Here is a 21795-nt window from a genome sequence, read left to right as displayed (position 1 = left end):
GTTGCGCCGCAACGAAAAAGTGATAGCCTGTTAGGAAATGCAGAAGGCAGGATTTCGTCCGAGCGCGATGCGCCCGAAGGGAACGGCTTCAACGAGTTCACGACGGGGTAATCACTTCCATGTACTACCAGCTTTACGAGTTGAACCATGCGATGATGGCGCCGTGGCGTGCCGTCGCCGACCAGATGCGGCTTGCCTACAGCAACCCGTTCAACCCGTGGTCCCACACTTTTTTCGGGCGCACGATGGCGGCCGGCCTGGAAGTGATGGAGCGCGCCACGCGCCGATATGGCAAACCGGCCTTCGGGCTGAGTGAAACGATGGTCGATGGCCAGGCCGTCTCGGTGCATGAGAAGGTCGTCTGGCAGCGACCCTTCTGCAATCTCGTCCATTTCGAGCGTTGTTTGCCGGCGGGCCACCGCAAGGATCCGAAGATCCTCATGGTCGCGCCGATGTCCGGCCACTATGCGACGCTGCTTCGCGGCACCGTGGAAACCCTGCTGCCGAACGCCGAGATCTACATCACCGACTGGATCGACGCGCGGATGGTGCCGCTGTCGGACGGTTCCTTCGATCTCGACGACTTCATCGACTACGTCATCGAGATGCTGCACGCGCTGGGGCCGGACACCCATGTGATCGCGGTCTGCCAGCCGTCGGTGCCGGTACTTGCGGCGGTCGCCGTGATGGAGGAGGACGGTGACGCGTTCGCCCCCTCCTCGATGACCCTGATGGGGGGGCCGATCGATACCCGCGTCAACCCGACGGCGGTCAACCGGCTTGCCGAAGAGCGGCCGATCGACTGGTTCCGCGACAACGTGATCATGCCGGTACCGTGGCCCCAGCCCGGCTTCATGCGGATGGTCTACCCCGGATTCCTGCAACTGTCCGGCTTCATGTCGATGAACCTCGACCGTCACCTGATCGCGCATCGCGAGTTCTTCGAGCACCTGGTCAAGAACGACGGCGATGCGGCCGAGAAGCATCGCGACTTCTATGACGAATATCTGGCGGTCATGGATATGACGGCGGAGTTCTACCTGCAGACCGTCGAAACGGTCTTCATGCGCCACGCGTTGCCGAAGGGCGAGATGATGCATCGCAATCGTCGCGTCGATACGACCGCCATCCGCAATGTGGCGCTCCTTACGGTCGAAGGCGAGAATGACGACATCTCCGGCCTCGGCCAGACCAAGGCGGCGCAGACGATCTGCACGAACATCCCCGACGCCAAGCGTATGCATTACATGCAGCCGGACGTCGGCCACTACGGCGTCTTCAACGGCTCGCGCTTCCGTCGCGAGATCGCGCCGCGGATTCTGTCCTTCATCGAGGCGAACGGACGTGCGAAAAATGCCGCTCCGAGGGTGATCAAGGGCGGCAAGTCCGCCGGAAAATAGTCCCGCATTCGATTTTTCGTGGGGGTTTCAGGCGTTTGTCCGATTCCGGCGGACGACGTCTTGAAGCGTGTTCATGCTCTTACCACATCGAAAATACCGGTCGCCACGGTGGCGGTCCGGCGAATGTGAGGAAGATTGCACATGAACCAGTCTGCATTGCTGCGTCCGGATTGGACGCCTGCGACGGTCGCACTGATGGTGCTTGGTTTTATGGTCTTCTGGCCCCTCGGCCTGGCCATGCTTGCCTATATCATCTTCGGTGAGCGGCTGAGGAACTTCAAGAAGGACGCCAACGGCGCAGCCGACGGCTTCTTCGCAGCTTGCCGCGGACGTGGCAGGAGCTTCCGCGGTTTTGGTGGTCCCGGTTACGGGTCCGGCAACGTCGCCTTCGACGAATGGCGTGAAGCTGAATTGAACCGCATCGAGGAAGAGCGCCGCAAGCTCGACGAGATGCGCGAGGATTTCGACGCCTACATGCGCGAGCTGCGGATGGCGAAGGACAGGGAAGAGTTCGAACGCTTCATGCGCGAGCGCCGGTCCGGCAATGGCGGAAACGTGCCGGACGTATCGAGAGCCTGAAGCGGCCGAAATCCTGCCAAAACAAGCCGGCGCCCCAGTGGCGCCGGTTTTGTTCGGTTCAAACACCCTGCGAATCGGTTATTAAGGGTTCAATGTTCTCTTCGATCCTGAAGCCTCGCCGCGCACTGAGGACGCCGCCTCCGCCGGAGACCCGACAGGTCGAGGTGAACGGCAGGACCTTGCCGCTTACGATCCGCCGCAACGCGCAGGCGACGCGTTTGACCCTGCGCATCGAGCCCGGCGGCCGGGCTCTGAGAATGACCGTGCCGACTGGCCTCCCGGAACGGGATATCCGCGACTTCCTCGACCGGCACCATGCGTGGCTGATGACAAAGCTTGCCCGCTTTTCTGCCCGAAGCTCCCTCTCCGATGGCCATCACATCTTCGTTCGCGGGGTCGCCCATCGCATCGAGGAGACCGGCATGTTGCGTGGCCTGACGGAAACGATGGTGATCGATGGCGAACCGGTGCTGCGGGTCAGCGGCCAGAGCGAGCATGTTCCGCGCCGTATCGCCGATTTTCTCAAGAAGGAAGCGCGCGGGGACCTGCAGGAGCGGGTAGGGGTGCACGCGCCGAAAGTCGGCCGCAAGGTGCGGTCGCTGACCTTGCGCGACACCCGCAGCCGCTGGGGCTCCTGCTCGGCGGACGGGGCGTTGAGTTTTTCCTGGCGCATCGTCATGGCACCCCCCTTTGTGCTAGACTATCTGGCCGCGCACGAGGTGGCGCACCTGCGCGAAATGAACCACGGCCCAGAGTTCTGGGCACTTTGCGCGCAGTTGTGTCCGCGCGTGGAAGAAGCAAAGCGCTGGTTGAAGCGCAACGGTACGATGCTTCACGCGCTCGACTTCGATTGACAGGCCGGTCCATGGGCGCGTTTGCCCTCGACTCTTCGGCCGTTTCATGCGAGGTCCATTGCTCATGAACAGCGACGTCAGCAAGAATTTCGACATCAAGATTTGCGGCCTGAAGACGCCCGAAGCGGTACAGCGGGCCGTCGATCTCGGCGCCAGCCATGTCGGTTTCATCTTCTTTCCGAAAAGCCCCCGCAACATAGAGCCGGCGGACGCAGCCGAACTGGCCGACCTCGTGCGCGGCCGTGCCAGGATCGTGGCCGTGACGGTGGATGCCGACAACGATCAACTGGACGAGATCGTCTCCCTGCTCAATCCGGACATCCTACAACTGCATGGCAGCGAAAGCCCCGAACGCGTCCTGACGGTCAAGGCGGTGTATGGTTTGCCGGTCATGAAGGCGTTCTCGGTGCGTGAGGCGGCGGATCTGAAGAAGGTCGATGCCTATGTCGGCATAGCCGATCGCTTTCTCTTCGACGCCAAGCCTCCTGCAGGCTCCGATCTGCCCGGCGGCAACGGCGTTTCCTTTGACTGGACGCTGATGGATGCGCTTGACGGCAGCGTCGATTACATGCTTTCCGGTGGATTGAACAAGGACAATATCGGAGAGGCGGTTGCGGTGACGCACGCCCCCGGCATCGATGTTTCATCCGGCGTAGAGCGCGCGCCGGGTGTCAAGGACATCGGCAGGATGGAAGAATTTTTCGAGGCAGTGCGGCAGGCAACGGGTCGCGCCGCGGCCGCAGGGAGCAGGATGTGAACCAGTCACCCAATTTGAATTCGTTTCGCGGCGGTCCCGACGAGGACGGCCGTTTCGGCATCTATGGCGGCCGTTTCGTCGCCGAGACGCTGATGCCCCTGATCCTGGAGCTGCAGGAGAAGTGGGACGAAGCGAAGGACGACCCGGAGTTTCAGAAGGAGCTGGCTTCCCTCGGCGCCCACTATATCGGCCGCCCCTCTCCGCTCTATTTCGCCGAACGCCTGACCGAGCACCTCGGCGGCGCGAAGATCTATTTCAAGCGCGAAGAGCTGAACCATACCGGGTCCCACAAGATCAACAACTGCATCGGGCAGATCCTGCTCGCCAAGCGCATGGGCAAGACGCGCATCATCGCCGAGACTGGTGCCGGCCAGCATGGCGTGGCGTCCGCCACCGTCGCCGCCCGCTTTGGCCTGCCCTGCGTGGTCTATATGGGCGCGACGGACGTCGAGCGTCAGGCGCCGAACGTTTTTCGCATGAAGCTGCTTGGTGCCGAGGTGAAGCCGGTGACCGCCGGTCACGGCACGCTCAAGGACGCCATGAACGAGGCATTGCGCGACTGGGTCACCAATGTCGAGGATACCTACTACCTGATCGGCACCGCTGCCGGTCCGCATCCCTATCCGGAAATGGTCCGCGACTTTCAGGCCGTGATCGGCCGTGAAGCGCGCGAGCAGATCCTGGAGGCCGAAGGCAGGCTGCCCGACGTCGTCATCGCTGCCGTCGGCGGCGGCTCGAATGCGATCGGTATTTTCCATCCCTTCCTGGACGACAAGGACGTAAGGATTGTCGGCGTCGAAGCCGGCGGCAAGGGCCTCGATGGCGAGGAGCACTGCGCCTCGATCACCGCCGGTTCTCCCGGGGTTCTGCACGGCAACCGCACCTACCTGCTGCAGGACGGCGACGGCCAGATCAAGGAAGGCCACTCGATTTCCGCAGGCCTCGACTATCCGGGCATCGGCCCCGAGCACTCCTGGCTGAACGATGTCGGTCGCGCGGAATACGTGCCGATCATGGACCACGAGGCGCTTGAAGCCTTCCAGCTTCTGACCCGCATCGAGGGCATCATCCCGGCGCTGGAACCGGCCCACGCGCTCGCCGAGGTGATCAAGCGTGCGCCCAAGATGGGCAAGGACGAAATCATCCTGATGAACCTCTCCGGCCGCGGGGACAAGGACATCTTCACCGTCGGCAAAATTCTCGGCATGGAGCTCTAAGATGACCGCGCGTATGGACAGGCGTTTTGCCGATCTCGCCGCCGAAGGCCGCCCGGCACTCGTGACCTATTTCATGGGCGGCGACCCGGACTACGCCTCCTCGCTCGCCATCATGAAGGCTTTGCCGAAGGCGGGGTCCGATGTGATCGAACTCGGAATGCCTTTTTCGGATCCGATGGCGGACGGTCCGGCGATCCAGCTCGCCGGCCAGCGTGCGCTGCGCGCCGGCCAGACCCTTGCGAAGACGCTCCAGATGGCACGTGACTTCCGCCTCGAGGATGCCGACACTCCGATCGTTCTGATGGGGTACTACAACCCGATCTATATCTACGGCGTGGAGCGCTTCCTGAACGACGCGCTGGAAGCCGGCATCGACGGATTGATCGTCGTTGATCTGCCGCCGGAGATGGACGACGAGCTGTGTGTTCCCGCAGTCGCGCGGGGCATCAACTTCATTCGTCTGGCAACGCCGACGACGGATGCCAAGCGCCTACCGCGCGTGCTGGAGAATACTTCCGGTTTCGTCTATTACGTGTCGATGAACGGCATCACCGGTTCGGCCTTGCCGGATCCTTCGCTGATCGGAGCGGCCGTCCTGCGGATCAAGGAGCACACGACGCTCCCTGTTTGCGTCGGGTTCGGCGTCAAGACTGCAGAACACGCGCGCGCCATCGGCGCATCCGCTGACGGCGTCGTCGTCGGCAGCGCCATCGTCAATCAGATCGCTTCCAGCCTGACGGCCAATGGGACCGTCACGGAAGCGACCGTCGCCGGCGTCGAGGCGCTGGTGCGCAGCCTGGCATCGGGCGTGCGCAGCGCCAAGCTTGCGGCGGCGGAGTAAATCCCCACATAGGGGACGAAAATTTCAGGAGTAGCTTCAGTGAACTGGATCACAAACTACGTTCGGCCGAAGATCAATTCGATGCTGGGCCGCAGGGAAGTTCCGGAGAACCTCTGGATCAAGTGCCCCGAGACGGGCGAGATGGTTTTCCATCGCGATCTGGAAGAGAACAAGTGGGTCATCCCGGCCTCCGGCTATCATATGAAGATGCCGGCGAAGGCGCGCCTCAAGGACCTCTTCGACGACGGCGCCTATGAGGCACTGCCGCAACCGAAAGTCGCGCAGGATCCGCTGAAGTTTCGCGATTCGAAGAAATATGCCGACCGTCTGAAGGACAGCCGCACCAAGACCGATCAGGAAGACACGATCCTGGCCGGCGTCGGCAAGGTGCGCGGCGTGAAGCTCGTCGCCGTCGTGCACGAGTTCAACTTCATGGGCGGTTCGCTCGGCATGGCGGCCGGCGAGGCAATCGTAAAGGCATTTGAGCGCGCGATTACAGAGAAGTGCCCGCTGGTTATGTTCCCCGCTTCTGGCGGCGCGCGCATGCAGGAAGGCATCCTGTCCCTGATGCAGCTGCCGCGCACGACGGTCGCTGTCGAAATGCTGAAGGAAGCAGGGCAGCCCTATGTCGTCGTCCTGACGAACCCCACCACGGGCGGCGTGACGGCGTCCTATGCGATGCTGGGCGACATCCACATGGCGGAGCCCGGCGCTGAAATCTGCTTCGCCGGAAAGCGGGTGATCGAGCAGACCATCCGTGAAAAGCTGCCGGAAGGCTTCCAGACATCGGAGTATCTGCTGGAGCACGGCATGGTCGATATGGTCGTCAAGCGTCACGACATTCCCGACACGCTGGCGCGCGTTCTGCGGATTCTCACGAAGAAGCCGGTGACCGAAACCAACAAGGCCGCGGGCGTCGTCGCCATCGCTGCCAGCGCCTGATCCGCATAGGCGGGCGGGGTGATGGAGACGGCAGACACCACCGAGGCCGGACGGGAAATCGAGAAGCTCCTGTCCCTGCATCCCAAGGGCTTCGACCTGTCGCTCGATCGCATTACGCGCCTTCTTGCGGCGCTTGGCGATCCGCACAAACGGCTTCCGCCGGTGATCCACGTCGCCGGCACCAACGGAAAGGGCTCCGTAACGGCTTTCAGCCGGGCGATCCTTGAAGCGGCGGGGCTTTCCGTCCACGTCCACACCTCGCCGCATCTCGTCAACTGGCATGAGCGCTATCGCCTCGGCAAGAAGGGCGGTCATGGCGCATACGTGTCCGATCCGGTTCTTGCCGATGCCGTTCGCCGCGTTGCAGAGGCCAATGCCGGCCAGAAGATTACCGTCTTCGAGATCCTGACGGCCGTCACCTTCCTGCTCTTTGCCGAACACCCTGCGGACGTCGCCATCATTGAGGTCGGCCTTGGCGGCCGTTTTGACGCCACCAATGTCATCGAGCGGCCGGCGGCTTGCGTCATCATGCCGATTTCGCTGGACCATCAGGCCTATCTCGGCGACCGGGTGGAACTGATCGCGGCGGAGAAGGCCGGCATCATGAAGAGAGGCGCCCCCGTCGTGATCGGCCATCAGGAGGAGGACGCGGCCCGCGACGTCCTCATCGCGACCGCCGAGCGCCTGTCGTGCCCTCTCACCGTCTATGGCCAGGATTTTCTCGCCTATGGCGAGTTCGGCCGCATGGTCTACCAGGACGAATTCGGATTGATGGACCTGCCGCCGCCAAAGCTGCCGGGCCGCCATCAGTATGCGAATGCTGCCGCGGCGATCCGCGCCGTCAAGGCAAGCGGGCTGCCGGTGAACGAGCACGCCTTCGAGCGCGGGCTGATATCCGTCGAGTGGCCGGGACGCCTGCAGAGGCTCACCGTCGGGGCGCTGGCGAAATTGGCTCCGGCACTGTCGGAGATCTGGATCGACGGGGGACATAACCCCGGCGCAGGCGTCGTGATTGCCGAGACCATGGCGAACTTCGAGGAAAGCGACCCGAGGCCGCTGTTTCTCGTGACCGGCATGATCAACACCAAGGATCCGCGCGGCTATTTCGATGCTTTCCGCGGCATTGCCGAGCGAGTCTTCACCGTGCCGATCCGTGGCTCCGACGCCGGCATCGATCCGGTGGCCCTCGCCAGCGACGCCATGGATGCAGGGCTTGAGGCAGAGCCCCTGTCTTCCGTCGCCGACGCGCTGTATGCGATCGGCCGCATCGTCGAGGAGGACGCGGTCGCTCCGCGTATCCTGATCGGCGGTTCGCTCTACCTCGTCGGCGACGTGCTGGCCGACAACGGCACCCCGCCGGTCTGACCGCGTCAGAGAGCCGGAGAAGAGCGAAGCGGAAAAAGCGGCAAAAAAAGACCCGGACGGACCGGGTCTTTCTCGTTCAGGAGGTCGGCAGCCGTTCAGGCGGCCGCGGACGAAATCCAGGACGACAGGGCCGTCTTCGGGGCCGCGCCAACCTTGATGTCGGCTACTTCGCCGCCCTTGAAAACTGCAAGTGTCGGAATCGAGCGGACGCCGAACTGGGCGGCAAGCTCGGGATTCTCGTCGATATTCAGTTTGGCGACCTTGACCTTGCCGGCGAGCTCGGCAGAGATTTCCTCCAGTGCCGGGGCGATCATCTTGCACGGACCGCACCATTCAGCCCAGAAATCCACCACCACCGGTTCGACGGAGTTGAGGACTTCGGCCTGGAAGTTGGAATTATCGACTTTCACGGTAGCCATGAGGGGCTGCTCCTTGGCGAATTGAGGTTGCACTTTATGTGATGCACGGCAGGCGCCATTTCAATGGATGGTATCTCACTTTGTCGCAAGCTGGGCAAGGCTTCCGGCCATCGCTTCCTCATCGAGCCAGTAGACCACAGGCGTTTCCGTATAAACCAGGCCGCACCGGATCGGCCGGCCGGGATAGAGCGGGGCGAGGATGGCGCGATAGATCGCAAGCTGCGCGACGTGCTCGAAGGCTATGTCGTTGCTGGTTCTTGGCGGTTGCCGGTTCGTCTTGAAATCGACGATCTCCACGTGGTTGTCGGTGACTACCATGCGGTCGATGCGGCCGGAGACCGCATAGTCTGTCCGCCCCAGCGTCAAGGTACCCATGATCGACACTTCGGCGCGGGTACGGGGCGAGAAGATTGCGTCCAGCGACGTCTCCGCCATGATCGCGCGCGTGGCGGCGAGGAGCCGCTCCCGCTCCGGCCCCGACCAGTGCCGGGTTGCCCGCTCGAGATAGCGCTGAGCTGCGGCCCATCGCTCCGGCGGGGGAAACGCCGGCAACATTTGCAGAAGGCGGTGAAGGATCTTCCCGCGTTCCAGCGATCGACCGCTTCCCGAAGAGCCTGACGAGGCAAACAGCGCCGATCCCATCATCAGGTCGGATTGCGACGTGTCGATTACCGCCGCAGCGCCCGAGGGGCTGAGCGGACGGGGCAATTGCCGCTGCGGCGGAAGTGGCCGGCCGAGTGCCGCCGGCAGCGGCGTTGTCGGCTCGCAAACCTCTGCCGGCTCATCCTCGGCCGCGCCGGCGCGGGCGCCGGCCTCCCGCCATGCAAGGCCGTTCCAGCTGTCTGATCCCGCCGAAAACGTCGTCTCGGCGCTGCGCGCGTCGCTGGAAAGGCTGTCGCGCACCATCTCGTGCCACGTGCCCTTCGTCTCCTTCTTCCCGCGATAGCCGCTAACGACCAGGCGATCGGCAGCCCGTGTCATGGCAACGTAGAGCAGCCGCCGATATTCCTCTTCCGCCTGCATGCGCAAGCGCGCGGCATCGGCGTCGCTCAGCGCGTTGCCGAGCCCTTTGGTGGGTAGCCACGCAGGCAGGCCGTCGCCGTCTTCGAGGCTTGAGAGAAAGCGGAGTTTTGGCACGTGCGTGTGCGTGAAGGGGGCGCCGCCTCCATCGACAAGGAAAACCACCGGCGCCTCCAGCCCCTTGGCGGCATGCACCGTCATGATGCGGACCTCGTTGCGCCCCTTGTCCTGCTCCCGCTTGACCGTCGGCGCCTCGAGTTCCAGCGTCGAGATGAACGCCTGCAGGCCCGGCAGCCCGTTTTCTTCCTGCTCCAGCGCGAAGGAAAGGAACTCGTCGATGATTTCACCCGCCTCCTGCCCGAGCCGGGCGAGGAAGGCTGCGCGTCCCCCGAGCATGCCGATCACCCGCGCATAGAAGTCGTGAACCGGGAGATCGCGGGCAAGCCCGGAAAGTGCCTCCAGCCGCCGCACCAGCGGTGCCGTCAGCAGATCCTCCTGCGCCTGCAGGCGCAGATGTTCCCAAAGGCTGATCTTCTCGGGTCGCCGGGCGGCAAGGTCGAAGAGCATGTCTTCGGAGATCCCGAAGAGCGGGCTCTTCAAAAGCGCCGCAAGCGAAAGATCGTCCGCCGGCAGCAGGGCGAACCGTCCGAGCGCCATAAGGTCCTGGACGGCGATGTGGCCGGTCAGGACCAGACGGTCGGCACCGCCAACGGGGATGCCGTGCGGTTGCTTAAGCGCCCGTGTGAGCGCGTTGACGAAAGCATCACGTTTCCTGACCAGAACGATCACGTCGCCGGGGCGCATCTTGCGGACGATGCCCTTCTCCGTCACCGTCTCGTGGCCGATCCAGTCGGCGAGCGTATCGGCAATGCGGCGCGCTAGAATGTTGACCGGCGCCTTTTCGGGGACCGCGTCGAACGGTGCGATCCAGTCCTGCTCGTCGACCGTTTCGGTCGGTGCAATAACGTCCCACAGATCGACGGCGCCCGGCTCGCTCCCGCGGTTCGAGACATGAACCACGTCGTCGTTCGCCGGCGAAAGGCCTCTGGCGTTTTCAGGGACCGAGAACACCTGATCGACGGCTGAGAGCACGTCGCGGGTGGAGCGGAAGGAAAGCAGCAGCCGTATCGTCTCGAATATCGCTCCGGCCTCGGCCGCCCGGCGCCGCGTCGCTCGTCCTTCGTCCGCGAAGCGCTCGGGTCGCGCACCCTGGAACGAATAGATCGACTGCTTCTCGTCGCCAACGGAAAACACCGTCCGGGCGCCGTTCCTCGCCGAGAATCCGGCAAAGAAATCTCCCGTCAGCGCCCCGATGATCTCCCATTGGCGTGGGCTGGTATCCTGCGCCTCGTCCACCAGCACGTGGTCGATACCCTGGTCCAGCTTGTAGTGAATCCAGGCGCCCGCGTCGCTTCGGGTCAAAAGGTTCGCTGCGCGATCGATCAGGTCGTCGAAGTCGAGCAGGCTGCGCCCGCGCTTGAGATCCTCATAGTCGCCGATCAGCCTTTCGGCGATGACAAGCGCCGCGCGCGTCGCCTCGAACATGCGAAACCGGCAAAGCCTGTCCTCGCAGGCAATGACATGGTCCTGAAGGTCGGCGAAGAAGGTGGCGAAGGCCGGATCGCTGTCCTTGATCTTCTTCGACAGGAAGGCGCGATCGAGGCTCGCTGGACCTCCGGTCTTGTTGAAGAGGACCGCGCACAGCGACTGGCGTCGCTCTTCTGCCGTGGCAAGCTCGGGCACGGTGGAGAGGCCGGCGGCATTCCCCTTGACCGTATCCGTGCCGATCTGCAGCGCCGTTTCCAGATAGCGGCGGAACAGGGCCGCGTCGAACCCGGGCGGCGGCCAGAAGGCCTCGGTCAGGCTCTGAGCATCCTCCTCCGGCGCGATATCCAGCCGGGCCCGCAGCAGCGCGGTCGTTCCGCCATGGTCGGCAGCTTCCTCGATAAAGGTGCGGAGCGCCCCGCGATGAGCGACGATATCGCTGATCAGCCTGTCCAGACCGGTATCGTCGGCAATGTCGAGCACGGTCGCAAAGGCCGAAGCCAGATCGCCGTCGTCTTCGGCAGACGTGGCGGTCAGAAGCGATCTGCGCGCATCGGCCAGCAGCACCGCCGCTGCGCGGTCGTCGAGGACAGAGAAATGGCCGGCAACGTTCGCTTCCAGCGGAAACTGATGGAGCAGGGCTTCGCAAAAGGCGTGGATCGTCTGGATCTTCAGGCCGCCCGGCGTTTCCAGTGCCCGTGCAAACAGCCGGCGGGCCTCCTGCAGCTTGATCCGATCCGGTTGCACGCCCTCGATCTGGGCGACGCGCCTGGCAAGATCTTCGTCGGGCAGAACGGCCCATTCGGCCAGGCGCTCGAAGACGCGGTTCGACATTTCCGACGCTGCGGCCTTGGTATAGGTCAGGCAGAGGATCGCCGACGGCCGGCAGCCAGCCAGCAGCAGGCGGATCACGCGCTGGGTCAGCACATGCGTCTTGCCAGAGCCCGCATTGGCCGAAACCCAAGCCGATCCGGACGGATCGGATGCCATCCCCTGCTTGCGGCTGGTCCAGCTGAGCCAAGCGCCCGGGTCGTCGGACGACGGCCGGTCGTCTTCAACCATCGTCCTCTCCTTCCCCGCCTTCCGCCGTCGACCACTCCGCGACACGGGCCAGATGGTCGTACTCCCCGCCGAAATCCCGTTCGGCTTCCGGTATCACGCGTGAGGCAAAGCCGTAGCGCCCGGCCAGAAGCTGGGTGAGGAGCTTTTCCAGCTCCGCCAGCGCCTCTTCGGCCAGGTCATCCGCCGACTTCGGATGGGAGTTCGCCCGCGGCGCCGAGTGCTCGTTGTTGACGATCTCGTCATTGAAGCGCTCGCCCGGCTTCAGGCGTATGTAGAGCAGATCACCGGGCGGCGTCGCCGGCAGGCGGCGGAACGCGCCACGCTTCATGGCGGCGGCCTCGAGTGCCAGCTGCGGATCGAGCAGCGCGCGGGCAATCTTGGGCGAGGGGCTACTTCCCGTCTTGTAGTCGATCAGGTCCGCGCGACCGTCGGAGCGAAGGTCGATGCGGTCGGCGACTCCGGTGAGCCTCACTCCCGCAATCGAAAGGTCGAGGGAAGCCTGAACCTCTGTCAGCGTTTTTTCGACGCTCAGAGTGCGCCGGCCGTCCCACTTCAGGAAGGCCTGCGCGACGCCCCGGAAGCGGGGACGCCAGACGGCATCGATATGGACCGGCAGAGCCATCAGGTCGAACTCCTCCTCTGTTATCCGGCTCATCAGTTGCGCGTCCGTCGCCCCCGCTGTCTTCTCGCGGACGTAGCGGTCGACGATCCTATGGTAGAGCGTGCCGCGTTCGGCCGCGCCGGGATCGACGTTGAACGGGGCAATCGGGTGCAACCGCAGGATCCGCCGCGCATAGATCGCGTAAGGGTCGCGGCGGAGTCGTCCGACCTCACTGAAGGAGTAGCTGCGGGGCTGCAGGTCCGCAGGCGGCCGCGGTTCCGGTCGCCTGGCAGAAGGTTGCGCCGGCCGCTGGTCCAGCAACGATCCCCAGTGCACTAGGTCAGATCCCCGCCCGCGCAACTCGTCGGCCAGCGTCGGACCGCCGATCGCCAGCAGGCGCTGCAGCCAACGCGAGGGGACGGTGGGCGAGGTGCCGCTTCGCATCGCCCGTGTCAGCACCACGCGCTTTGCGGCGCAGGCCATCTGGAAGTCGTGCGCCAGCTGGCCGATCCGCCGTTCCGGCGGCTCCAGGCCTATATTCGCCTTCATCACCCGCGAGAGGAATGCATCGTTCGTCGTCTGCCCCGGCCACGAACCTTCGTTGAGCCCGCCGATCACGATCGTCTCGACGCTCTGCAGGCGCGATTCCAGCGCGCCGAAGATGAAAATCCGCGGATGCCGCATCGAGCGCGGCTTCACCGTCTCGCTCGCGCCCAGTGCTTCGAGCGCATCGCACCATTGCGGACCGTCGGCCTCCAGTTGTCCCTCGGCCTCCATCACGCCTTTCAACAGGGTTGCGAGCCCGCTGCCGGCCTCGCCCGACCAGAGGCTAGCGAGACTGCCGCGTTCATCGACCGCAGTGGCCTCCAGTGCCCGTCCCGTGCGCTCGGCCCAGTCGGAAAAGGGAAGTGTGGTGGTGAAGCGCCGCCCGGTGCGGCCGTGACGCACCGTGACGCCGGCAAGCGGTTCTGCGGCCGCCGAGATCCGGCGGGCAAGATGGCGGGCCTTGGCGACCGCGTCTTCGTCGATGGCCGTCCGCCATTCCGGCGGCTTCCGGTCGGCGGCGTGGCGGACGACGGCGGCGTCCAGCAAGGGTTCCAGAGTGGATATGTCAACCTCGGCCGTGCCGCCGCGCAGGGCCAAGAGTTCGAGCGTGGTGGCCGCAGCTGTCTTCTCTTCGTCCGACAGCCCGAAGCGGGCCAGCGGATGCTTGAGCAGGGAAACCAGCGCGACCGGGTCGCCGGGCCGCAGCGTCGCTTCCAGCAGAAGACGCATGAGCGTGCCCTGAGCGGTGGAAAGAAGCGGCGTGCCCGCGGAATCGTCCGCCTCGATCCCGAAGCGCGCAAGCTCGGCGGTGACGCGCCGCGCGAGCTTGCGGTCGGGCGTGATCAGCGCCGCCTGGCTGTCGGCACCCCCTTCGAGCGCAAGGCGAAGGGCAATCGCGATCGCGGTAGCCTCCTCGCGCTCGTTCCCCGTCTCGACCAGCGACACGTTGGTGAAGGCATTCAGAAGAGCGCGCTCGTCCGTGGTCTGGCGCTGATGCTCCCAGCCCGCCGTGGCGTGCACGGGCAAAAGCGCCCGGGAGAGAATACGTGCCCGTTCCATCAGGTCGGGCTCCGGCGAGCCGAGCTCCGCGACGTCGCTCCTGTCGACGCCGAGGCGCTCCAGCAACCGCTTGAGGCCATACTGGGGATGGCTGCGGTTGGAAGCATCGCGCGAAGGTTGGCCGGATAACGGATCATGTGTGATCAGCTGCCACTCCTCGCTGGACATCGAGAAGTCGAGGCCCGGCAGCACGATAACGCCGCCCGCAACTCCGGCCACGGCTTCAATCAGCCTGGCGGTGGCGGGGATGGAGCCGGTCGAGCCTGCGATGATCACCGGGCCGGGTGGCGGCGACAGCGCATAGCGCTCGGCTTCCGCGTGCAAGGTGGCGTTTCGCCGGATCGAGGGCGAGGAGCGGTTCAGTTCCTCAAGTCGCGCCGGCCAGAATTCGCTGGCAATCGTCAGGAAGGCGAGGGTCAACTGCCACCACTGCGCGTGATCGGCCGCCTGGATGTTTTCCAGCGCGGCCCAATCGCGCTCTTCCGTCTCCATCGCATCGATGAGGTCCGCCAGTTCGCGGGCAAGCCAGATCGCGTCGGCGGGGCTGGCGGGGGCGACGAGCGGGCTCTCGGCATGAACTGCGGTGATCGCCGCCGGCAGGCTGTTGCGCCAGGCGAGCACGAGCCGTGCGAGTTCCAGCAAGCGCGCCGGCCCGCCGAGCGGCTCGGCCATGTCGAGCGCGACGGGGGCGACCTCGTCGAAGAAACCGCTGTCGTCGTCAGTCTCGCCTAGAGGGCGAATGACAGGCAGGATGGCGGAGCGGCCGCCGAGGAGATCGACGAATTCGGAGCGAAGCGTGCGGGCCGAACGACGGGTCGGCACGTAGATGGTGACGTCCGCAAGCGACAGCGGATCGTCTGCATCGTAGCGAAAGCCCGGCAGGAGCGAGCCGTCGCAAAGGTGCCGTGCCAGTGTGCGAAGGAACGGCAGGCCGGGATGGATCGAGAAGACGTGTCCCGCGCAGTCCGGCCGCGCGGTCATGCCGCCCCCGCCTGCCCGCCGACCACGGCTTCCGCCTCGGAGATGGCCTCGGGCGTTCCGACCGTGATCCAGTGGCCGTCGAGATTGAGCCCGAAGAGCCGGCCGGCCGCAATCGCGCGGTCGAAATAGATATTCAGGTTGAAGGCGTCGTCCGGGGCATCTTCCAGAAGTGCCGGCATCATGGCAATCGCGCCGGCATAGACGACCGGTTGTCCGCGATCGGGATCGTGGCGCGTCAGGCGTCCGTCGGCATCCATCGAGAAGTCGTTTCGGCCGTTATGACCGGTCGTGTTTTCCAGCCGGACGCAGAGCATCGCCATGTCCATCCGCTCCGGGTCGAAAAAGCTGGAAAGCCGGCGCAGGTTGCTCTGATCGCCGGGTTTTTCCCCCACCCAGAAAAGGTCCGCGTTTAGAACGAATACGGGTTCGGCACCGAGCAGCTTCAGTCCCTTGGCCAGGCCGCCACCGGAATTCATCAACGCTTCGGTCTCGTCGGATATGAGGATTTCCGGCAGCGCACGGCGGGACAGATGGGCGACCATCTGGTCGGCGAAATGGTGGACGTTTACCACCGCCTTCGTGACCCCTGCCGCTTCAAGCGCGTCGAGACCGTAGTCGATCATTGGCTTGCCGGCGATCCGCACCAGCGGCTTCGGCATGGTGTTGGTCACGGGCCGCAGCCGCGTCCCGAGCCCGGCCGCGAGCACCATGGCATGTTCGATCTTCATCGGTGCATCCGTCCTATGATTCGTCGGACAGGATTCCAGCCTTTCCGCACCATTCGCGCAAGGGGGCGAGGCGCGGATGCGACAGCGCTATGCGCAGGTTTTCGAGCGTGCGCGGCATATGTTTCATATAGGCCGGCTTGCCGTCGCGCTGCATCAGTCGCACCCAGATGCCGACGAGCTTGCAATTGCGCTGCGCTGCCATGACGTGCCAAGCGGCCATGAAGGCGTCGCGATCGAAGCCCGAACCTTGCGCTTCCCGCAGGCCAAGATAGTGCTCCAGCATCTGCGAAGCCAGTTCCGGCGGCACGTCGACGCGCGCGTCCTGCACAAGCGAAGCGACATCGTAGGCGGTCGGCCCGATCATCGCATCCTGGAAATCGATGATGCCGACGCGATCGATCCCGCTTGCCTGCGGACGCCAGATGATGTTGGGCGAATGGAAATCACGAAGAAGCAGGTTCTTTTCCGCTGTTTCGAGCCCGGCGACGAGATCACTCCAGATCGCCCTGTAGGCATCGCGCGTCGACGCCTGCGCGGCAGCACCGGTCTTCCACGGCAGATACCAGTCGGTGAGCAGGCTCACCTCGATCTGGATCGCGTCGTGGTCGAAGTCGGGTATGCGGTAGTCGCTTCCGTCGCCGACCGGAATCGTCTCCTGCACCGGCTGCCGGTGCAGTTCGGCGAGTGTGGCAACGCTCTCCAGGTAGCGCTCCGCAAGCGGGCGCCCCTCTGCGTCAAGTACGCCATCATGCCCCAGATCCTCGATCAGCAGGATGCCGCGGTCGAGGTCCTTTTCGAACACGGCGGGTGCCGCAAGGCCGCGCGCGCCAAGATGGGCAGCGATGGCGACGAAGGGGCGGACGTCCTCGGCGATATGGGCGATCTGCTGGTAATACTTGCCGTCGGCGAGGATCGGCCCGGGCGTGTGCCGCGGCGAATCCATCAGGACGTAACGCTGGTCGCCGGCATAGACATGTTCGTAGGCCCGGATCGAGGCGTCGCCCGTCAGGTGCCGGCGCCGGGCGTCGGTGAAGCCGGCATCCGCAAGAAAGGCGCGGATTTCCAGCGTCCGGCGCACCCGTGCGGCCAGCGGCTCGGTTCCGTCGATTTCCACCAGCCTCCCGTTGCCGTGATGCAGGAAACGCAGGGTCAGCCGTTCCGCAGGCAGCGCGTCTTCCGCCCGCTCGGGCCATTCGACAAGGCAGACCCCGTCCTCAAGCGCTTCCTCCAGCCCCAGTTCGTCCAGTTCGGCCGCGTCCGCAACGCGGTAGAGGTCGAGATGTGCGATCGGGATCCGCAGCGCGTAGCTTTGTACCAGCGTGAAGGTCGGGCTGGGGACCTCAAGGAACGCGTCATCCGCCACGGCGCGGATCAGCGCGCGGGCGAAGGTGGACTTGCCGGCGCCCAGATCGCCGGACAGGGCGATCAGGTCGCCGGGGCGGACGGCGCGCGCCATGTCTTCGCCGAAGCGGATCGTTTCGGCTTCGTCGGCAAGATGGACCGTGGCGATGGGCATTGACCTATTCCGCCGCGGCGATGGCCGGCAGCGAGGCCCCGGGGATGCGGCAGGTGACGCGCGTCCCTTCGCCTTCGCGGCTGTCGATCGTCACGGTGCCGTTGTGAAGGCTGACGAAGCTTTCGACGATGGAGAGCCCGAGCCCCGCGCCGCCGCGCCGGCCATGGCTCTCGAAACGGTTGAAAACGGTGCGCAGCACGTCCTGCGGGATGCCGGGACCGCTGTCTGAAACGCTGAAGACGAGATCGCGTTCTTCGCGCCAGCACTTCAGCTCGATCGCCGTGCCTTCGGGTGCGAAGTTCGCGGCATTTGCGAGGAGCTTGATGAGGATCTGCTTCAGGCGCTGGTGATCGGCGACAATCGTGCCGAGCGATGGCGGCGCCACGATCTCCAGCGAGACGTGGTTGTCCTTCAGCCTCTCGGCGAACTCCATCGAAACGTCGTCGAGCAGGTCGGCAAGGCTCACCTCCGACAGGTCGAGTTCCATGATCCCGGCATCGACGGTCGCCAGGTCGAGAATGTCATTGACGATGGTCAGGAGGACTGCCGAAGAGGTGGCGATGTGGTCGACATACTCCGCCTGCCGCTCGCTCAGCGATCCCATCGACGGCGTCTTGAGAAGGTCGGCGAAGCCGATGATGTTGGTCAGCGGCGAGCGCAGTTCATAGGAAACATGCTGCACGAAGTCGTTCTTCAGTGCATCGGCCTTGCGCAGCGCATCGTTCTTTTCCGTCAGGGCCCGCTCGACGCGAACGCTGTCGGTGATGTTGACGAAGGTCAGCATCGTCTGTGCGTTGGAAAGCGGGGTGACGGCGAAATCGAGCACGAGGCCGGTGTGAAGCTCCAGCACGCCGCGATAGGACGGGCGTTCGTCGTCAAAGCTGGTGATGATCTGCCCGAAACGCTTCCAGCCATCCGCCCCGTCATAGGACGGCGCGCAGGCCTGCTCGATTGCGCGGATATGCGTGCCAGCCTGGACCTGGGCCTCGGTGATGCCCCAAAGTGCGCGGAACGCCGGGTTGGACAGGCGTATCTTCCCGTCAGGTCCGAACACGGCGACCCCTTCGGAGAGATGGTCGATCGTCTCGCCCTGTACTTGCAGCAACGTGTTGTAGCGCGTTTCGAGATCGACCTTTTCCGTCAGGTTCTCGAACACCCAGGTGGCGCCGCCCTGGGGGCGCGCGGTGGCGAATACCCGCAGCGTCTGGCCGTTGGGCAAGTGCCAGAGATCGGTCTGGGTATCGATTGCCCGATAAACCGAAAGGGCGTTTTCCTTCCACTGGCGCCAGTTGAGCTGCTCCGGCAGCTTTGCAGCCGCCCGCAGTCGGTCGAGCATTTCGCCGTGATCGGGATGCCTCTCGAGGAAGGCGGTATCGAGGTCCCAAAGGCTCTGGAAGGCCTGGTTGTAGAACTGCAGTCGCTGCGTCCCGTCGAAGATCGCGACGGGGGTGGCGAGATGGTCGAGCGTTTCGGCGTGGCTCTTCAGGGTGCGCTGGAGCTCTTCGCGGACAGCTTCCGTCTCGGATATGTCGAGGGCGATGCCGGCGGAACCCGAGGCGCAAAGGGCATCCACCACCTCGAAGAAATTGCGCCTGCCCTGCACCACGGTGGAGACCTTGTCGCGGAAGGGCGTGTCGAAGGTGCTGACGGCGCGGATCTTTTCGCGGGTCACCGCCGGGAGAAGTTCGCGGTTTTCGCGAACGGCCTCCTGCGCGTCGCGTGCCTCGACGGCCTGCCCGTAGGCCGTGTTTGCCCAGACGAGTGTCCCTTCGCGGGAGCGCTGCCAGACCGGCAGGTCGATCGTATCGAGCAGGTTCTGGAAGACGGTGACCGACTGTTCGAGGCGGTCGCGTTCGAGCTGCAGCTCCGCCACCTCGCGGCGCAGGTTGTTGAGGGCGACGAAGCGGACGAAAGCCTGCCCCCCCGAGACGCGGCCCTGCACCTCGATGATCTCGTTGCGGCCGGTCTCCACGACGAGGTCGAAGCTTTGTGCCTGGGAGCGCAGCGTCTCGATCGCACGTTCGGCTTCGGCGGCCGATCCCGGTTTAAGCCAGCGGCCGAGAGCCAGAAATTCGGCGTCGGCGGCGGGTGCGCCCGTCTCCGGCGGCAGCTGGCCGAGCACTTCCGGTCGCTGCGACAGGCCGTCCCAGACGATGATGCGCCGGTTCTTGTCGCTGATCAGCGCCTGCAGACGGGCGTTGCGGTGCTTGGCATCGGAGACGGTGGCGCGCAGTCCGCCGATCTCCTCTTCGAGCCGGCCGCGCTGGCGGATCATCCAGATGGCGGAAAACAGGGCTGCCGAGACCACGCCGATGAGGACGGAAAATGTGATGACTTCGGATGAGCCGAGCAGCCGCGTCGCGGCCTCCTGCTGCGCGTGCGCAGGAACGGCAAAGGCGGAAAGCGCAGAGCCAGCCGCCAGCGCCCTGAGCCGCCATGCGTGGTTTCCGATCGCCGACAGGCGGGTGACGCAGGTCGTCCTGATCTGCGTGGCAAGTTTTGTGGACGCGTCTGCGCCCGGCCCAAAGAGGCCTCGTTTCCGTTCCGACATCATCCCCGGTATGTCTCCGTCCGTTTGCCGCCTGATCGACAAGACATCCCCGATCCGACGTCTCCGCGTGGCCTCACCCAAAGGGGAAGCCAGGCGGCAGAAGCGGGATCATAGCGGGCGCACACGTCGCTTGTGACGTGCGGCGCTCCAGCTCCGCATCTCAGCGTCGAATCAACAACATAACCATACTTCCATCCAGAATCCCCGGGAAGTCGCGCCGGCAAAAAAGAAACCGCCGCCCTGTCAAGGCGGCGGCACACAACATATTGTGGATAAGTCGGGTAACGATCAGTAGCGATAGTGCTCGGCCTTGTACGGACCCTGCTGCGTCACGCCGATATAGGCAGCCTGCTCGCCGGAAAGTTCCGTCAGCTTGGCGCCAAGCTTGGCAAGATGCAGCCGCGCGACCTTCTCATCGAGCTGCTTTGGCAGGACGTAGACCTCGTTGTTGTACTTGCCGGTGTTGGCAAACAACTCGATCTGCGCCAGCACCTGGTTGGAGAACGAGGCGGACATGACGAAGGAGGGGTGGCCGGTGGCATTGCCGAGGTTCAGCAGGCGGCCTTCCGACAGCAGGATGATCCGGTTGCCCTTCGGCAGCTCGATCATGTCGACCTGCGGCTTGATGTTGGTCCACTTCATGTTGCGCAGGGACGCGACCTGGATCTCGTTGTCGAAGTGGCCGATATTGCCGACGATCGCCATGTCCTTCATCTCGCGCATATGCTCGATGCGGATCACGTCCTTGTTGCCGGTCGTCGTGATGAAGATGTCGGCGCTGCCGACCACGTCTTCAAGCTGCACGACCTCGAAACCGTCCATGGCCGCCTGCAGCGCGCAGATCGGGTCGATTTCGGTGACCTTGACCCGGGCGCCGGCGCCGCGTAGCGAGGCTGCCGAGCCCTTGCCGACGTCGCCATAGCCGCAGACCACGGCGACCTTACCGGCCATCATGACGTCGGTGCCGCGGCGGATGCCGTCGACGAGCGATTCCTTGCAGCCGTACTTGTTGTCGAACTTCGACTTGGTGACGCTGTCATTGACGTTGATCGCCGGGAAGGGAAGCAGGCCCTTCTGCTGCAGCTGGTAGAGGCGGTTGACGCCGGTGGTCGTCTCTTCCGTGACGCCCTTGATGGCGTCGCGCTGCTTGGTGAACCAGCCGGGCGAGGCTTTCAGTCGCTTCTTGATCTGCGCAAAGAGGATTTCCTCCTCTTCGGAACCCGGATTGGAAAGCACGTCCTCGCCGGCTTCGGCGCGCGCGCCCAGCAGGATGTACATCGTCGCGTCGCCGCCGTCGTCGAGGATCATGTTGGACAGGCCGCCATCGGCCCACTGGAAGATCTGGTCGGTATAGGTCCAGTATTCCTCCAGCGTTTCACCCTTGACCGCATAGACGGGGATGCCGGCGGCGGCGATGGCAGCGGCGGCGTGGTCCTGCGTCGAGAAGATGTTGCACGAGGCCCAGCGCACTTCCGCACCGAGCGCCACCAGCGTTTCGATCAGAACGGCAGTCTGGATCGTCATGTGCAGCGAGCCGGTGATGCGCGCGCCCTTGAGCGGCTTTGCCGCGCCGAATTCGTCCCGGCAGGCCATCAGGCCCGGCATTTCGGTTTCTGCGATCGCAATTTCCTTGCGTCCGAAGTCGGCCAGGCCGATATCGGCGACGATGTAGTCCTTGGTGTTGCTCATGCGGGTCTCCAGACTGAATTGGTCCTGTTTCGGCGCACGCAGGCGCCGGCCGCATCGGGTGCGCGGCCGCGGAGAAGGGGCGGAATGCGCCCGCTCGTAGCTGCGGGCATGCTTATCAGGATT

15 protein-coding genes are annotated in these 21795 nt (G+C 64.6%); 8 read left to right on the top strand and 7 right to left on the bottom strand.

Going from position 1 to position 21795, the window contains the following annotated elements:
* Positions 1 to 119: 119 nt before the first annotated feature.
* The 8 genes from CRO48_RS06780 to CRO48_RS06745 all read left to right on the top strand — a co-directional run bounded on the left by CRO48_RS06780 (position 120) and on the right by CRO48_RS06745 (position 7955).
* Positions 120 to 1400 (top strand): polyhydroxyalkanoate depolymerase, encoded by a 1281-nt coding sequence (locus CRO48_RS06780; RefSeq protein WP_097137599.1) that lies wholly within the window; start codon positions 120 to 122, stop codon positions 1398 to 1400.
* A gap of 141 nt (positions 1401 to 1541) precedes the next feature.
* Positions 1542 to 1979: a DUF2852 domain-containing protein gene (locus tag CRO48_RS06775; protein ID WP_097137597.1), complete on the top strand. Its 438-nt coding sequence runs from the start codon at positions 1542 to 1544 to the stop codon at positions 1977 to 1979.
* A gap of 92 nt (positions 1980 to 2071) precedes the next feature.
* Entirely contained in the window at positions 2072 to 2833 is a 762-nt protein-coding gene (locus CRO48_RS06770; protein WP_097137595.1) for a M48 family metallopeptidase, read from the top strand.
* A gap of 64 nt (positions 2834 to 2897) precedes the next feature.
* Positions 2898 to 3590, top strand: a complete 693-nt coding sequence (locus tag CRO48_RS06765) for a phosphoribosylanthranilate isomerase (protein ID WP_097137593.1) — start codon at positions 2898 to 2900, stop codon at positions 3588 to 3590.
* Positions 3587 to 4807 carry a tryptophan synthase subunit beta gene (gene trpB, locus CRO48_RS06760; RefSeq protein WP_097137591.1) on the top strand — a complete coding sequence of 407 codons (1221 nt, stop codon included), beginning with the start codon at positions 3587 to 3589 and terminating at the stop codon, positions 4805 to 4807. The genes CRO48_RS06765 and trpB overlap by 4 nt, the downstream gene beginning before the upstream one ends.
* Before the next feature lies 1 nt (position 4808).
* Positions 4809 to 5648, top strand: a complete 840-nt coding sequence (trpA, locus tag CRO48_RS06755; protein WP_097137589.1) for a tryptophan synthase subunit alpha — start codon at positions 4809 to 4811, stop codon at positions 5646 to 5648.
* 39 nt (positions 5649 to 5687) lie between these two features.
* Positions 5688 to 6590: an acetyl-CoA carboxylase, carboxyltransferase subunit beta gene (accD, locus tag CRO48_RS06750; protein WP_097137587.1), complete on the top strand. Its 903-nt coding sequence runs from the start codon at positions 5688 to 5690 to the stop codon at positions 6588 to 6590.
* 21 nt (positions 6591 to 6611) lie between these two features.
* Complete coding sequence (locus CRO48_RS06745; RefSeq protein ID WP_097137585.1) at positions 6612 to 7955, top strand: bifunctional folylpolyglutamate synthase/dihydrofolate synthase; 1344 nt, start codon at positions 6612 to 6614, stop codon at positions 7953 to 7955.
* A gap of 95 nt (positions 7956 to 8050) precedes the next feature.
* On the opposite strand, the gene trxA is transcribed toward CRO48_RS06745, so the two are convergent.
* The 7 genes from trxA to ahcY all read right to left on the bottom strand — a co-directional run bounded on the left by trxA (position 8051) and on the right by ahcY (position 21672).
* Positions 8051 to 8374: a thioredoxin gene (gene trxA / locus CRO48_RS06740; RefSeq protein ID WP_097137584.1), complete on the bottom strand. Its 324-nt coding sequence runs from the start codon at positions 8372 to 8374 to the stop codon at positions 8051 to 8053.
* A gap of 75 nt (positions 8375 to 8449) precedes the next feature.
* A complete protein-coding gene (gene addA, locus CRO48_RS06735; protein ID WP_097137581.1) occupies positions 8450 to 12001 on the bottom strand; it encodes a double-strand break repair helicase AddA in 3552 nt (1183 codons plus the stop codon).
* Positions 11994 to 15188 carry a double-strand break repair protein AddB gene (gene addB, locus CRO48_RS06730; protein WP_097137579.1) on the bottom strand — a complete coding sequence of 1065 codons (3195 nt, stop codon included), beginning with the start codon at positions 15186 to 15188 and terminating at the stop codon, positions 11994 to 11996. The genes addA and addB overlap by 8 nt, the downstream gene beginning before the upstream one ends.
* Positions 15185 to 15916 (bottom strand): nucleotidyltransferase family protein, encoded by a 732-nt coding sequence (locus tag CRO48_RS06725; protein ID WP_097137578.1) that lies wholly within the window; start codon positions 15914 to 15916, stop codon positions 15185 to 15187. The genes addB and CRO48_RS06725 overlap by 4 nt, the downstream gene beginning before the upstream one ends.
* 13 nt (positions 15917 to 15929) lie before the next feature.
* Positions 15930 to 17432 carry a tRNA (adenosine(37)-N6)-threonylcarbamoyltransferase complex ATPase subunit type 1 TsaE gene (gene tsaE / locus CRO48_RS06720; RefSeq protein ID WP_097137576.1) on the bottom strand — a complete coding sequence of 501 codons (1503 nt, stop codon included), beginning with the start codon at positions 17430 to 17432 and terminating at the stop codon, positions 15930 to 15932.
* A 4-nt stretch (positions 17433 to 17436) separates the two neighbouring features.
* Positions 17437 to 19983 (bottom strand): ATP-binding protein, encoded by a 2547-nt coding sequence (locus CRO48_RS06715; protein ID WP_097138036.1) that lies wholly within the window; start codon positions 19981 to 19983, stop codon positions 17437 to 17439.
* A gap of 288 nt (positions 19984 to 20271) precedes the next feature.
* The gene (gene ahcY, locus CRO48_RS06710; protein ID WP_097137574.1) at positions 20272 to 21672 is read right to left on the bottom strand and encodes an adenosylhomocysteinase; all 1401 of its coding nucleotides are present in this window, start codon (positions 21670 to 21672) and stop codon (positions 20272 to 20274) included.
* Positions 21673 to 21795 lie beyond the last annotated feature (123 nt).

Origin of the sequence: Rhizobium subbaraonis (genome assembly GCF_900220975.1) — a bacterium.
In the GTDB taxonomy this organism is placed as follows: Bacteria; Pseudomonadota; Alphaproteobacteria; order Rhizobiales; family Rhizobiaceae; genus Mycoplana; species Mycoplana subbaraonis.
Note: the sequence above shows the minus strand (reverse complement) of the source record. Positions and strands in the feature narration are given on the sequence as shown.

Excerpts from the sequence above, each read along its gene's own strand:
- CRO48_RS06780 (WP_097137599.1), top strand. The coding sequence starts at position 120 with ATGTACTACCAGCTTTACGAGTTGAACCATGCGATGATGGCGCCGTGG.
- CRO48_RS06775 (WP_097137597.1), top strand. The coding sequence starts at position 1,542 with ATGAACCAGTCTGCATTGCTGCGTCCGGATTGGACGCCTGCGACGGTC.
- CRO48_RS06770 (WP_097137595.1), top strand. The coding sequence starts at position 2,072 with ATGTTCTCTTCGATCCTGAAGCCTCGCCGCGCACTGAGGACGCCGCCT.
- CRO48_RS06765 (WP_097137593.1), top strand. The coding sequence starts at position 2,898 with ATGAACAGCGACGTCAGCAAGAATTTCGACATCAAGATTTGCGGCCTG.
- trpA (WP_097137589.1), top strand. The coding sequence starts at position 4,809 with ATGACCGCGCGTATGGACAGGCGTTTTGCCGATCTCGCCGCCGAAGGC.
- CRO48_RS06745 (WP_097137585.1), top strand. The coding sequence starts at position 6,612 with ATGGAGACGGCAGACACCACCGAGGCCGGACGGGAAATCGAGAAGCTC.
- trxA (WP_097137584.1), bottom strand. The coding sequence starts at position 8,374 with ATGGCTACCGTGAAAGTCGATAATTCCAACTTCCAGGCCGAAGTCCTC.
- addA (WP_097137581.1), bottom strand. The coding sequence starts at position 12,001 with ATGGTTGAAGACGACCGGCCGTCGTCCGACGACCCGGGCGCTTGGCTC.
- addB (WP_097137579.1), bottom strand. The coding sequence starts at position 15,188 with ATGACCGCGCGGCCGGACTGCGCGGGACACGTCTTCTCGATCCATCCC.
- CRO48_RS06725 (WP_097137578.1), bottom strand. The coding sequence starts at position 15,916 with ATGAAGATCGAACATGCCATGGTGCTCGCGGCCGGGCTCGGGACGCGG.
- tsaE (WP_097137576.1), bottom strand. The coding sequence starts at position 17,432 with ATGCCCATCGCCACGGTCCATCTTGCCGACGAAGCCGAAACGATCCGC.
- CRO48_RS06715 (WP_097138036.1), bottom strand. The coding sequence starts at position 19,983 with ATGTCGGAACGGAAACGAGGCCTCTTTGGGCCGGGCGCAGACGCGTCC.
- ahcY (WP_097137574.1), bottom strand. The coding sequence starts at position 21,672 with ATGAGCAACACCAAGGACTACATCGTCGCCGATATCGGCCTGGCCGAC.